This is a genomic window from Bartonella sp. TT29SHDZB (assembly GCF_042193395.1).
Classification (GTDB): domain Bacteria; phylum Pseudomonadota; class Alphaproteobacteria; order Rhizobiales; family Rhizobiaceae; genus Bartonella.
In genome coordinates this window covers 1-936 of the sequence record NZ_JBHILQ010000111.1, presented here as the reverse complement: position 1 = coordinate 936, position 936 = coordinate 1, and the positions used below count along the sequence as shown (strand labels likewise).

The window sequence follows — 936 nt, the reverse complement described above, 5'->3', positions numbered from 1 at the left end:
ATGAAATTGATAGCCTTTATTGTCTTTATGTTTGTAATAGATTTTTCCCGTTGCGTGGACGCCATAGAGAATAGCTTTTCACACCTCAAAAAGTGGATAACAAAAAGTTAAATATCAAATCTCTCCTTTAAAAATATGATGAAACAAGAATTTACACAAACATTGTTTGCGTGGATGGGTGGTAAACACTATCTGCGTAAGAAAATTATACCGATTTTAAATAGTATTGACCATGAAACCTATGTTGAACCGTTTTTAGGTTCTGGTGTTATTTTTCTAAATAAAAGACCAGCAAAATATTCCGTGATTAATGATCTGAATGGAGAGATCACGAATCTGTTTCAATGCGTTCAAAATGACTTTGATGATTTAGCCAAACGACTAGAATGGTTTGTTTGTTCAAGACAGTTGTTTTTTGAACTTGCGGCGATTGAACCAGAAAGCCTTTCCAAAGTTGAAAGAGCTGCTCGCTTTTTGTTTCTCCAACGTTGTGTGATGTATGGGAAAAAAGATTATGTCTCTTTTAGTTTTGGAAGGAAAAGAACGGCAGAGTTTAATCCCGAAAAGCTGTTATCAAGGATGCGACGTGTTAGACAGAAGCTTCTTGATACGACGATCTTAAATTTATCGTGGGAACGGGTTATCGAGCTATTTGATGCACCCGACAGTTTATTTTACCTAGACCCGCCTTATCTTGTGAAGAAGAAGTGTTACAGCTCTGGGAATTTTGTTGAAGATGATTTTGTGAGTATGGCAAAAGTTCTCAAAAGCATACAAGGCAAATTTGTCTTGAGTCTCAATGATTGTGATGCGGTTCGAGAGATCTTTAAGGATTTTGACTTTTTAGAATTAGAGACCATTTGGACAGCAGGTACGGCAAAAAAACCACCCCGAAAAGAACTCTTGATTCGTAATAATTGAAGAAAATCATAAAAA

At 36.0% G+C, this 936-nt stretch carries 1 protein-coding gene; it reads left to right on the top strand.

Annotated features, from left to right (window positions below):
• Positions 1–135 precede the first annotated feature (135 nt).
• Positions 136–921, top strand: a complete 786-nt coding sequence (locus ACFIJJ_RS09880) for a DNA adenine methylase (RefSeq protein ID WP_375646820.1) — start codon at positions 136–138, stop codon at positions 919–921.
• The last annotated feature ends 15 nt before the right edge of the window (positions 922–936 follow it).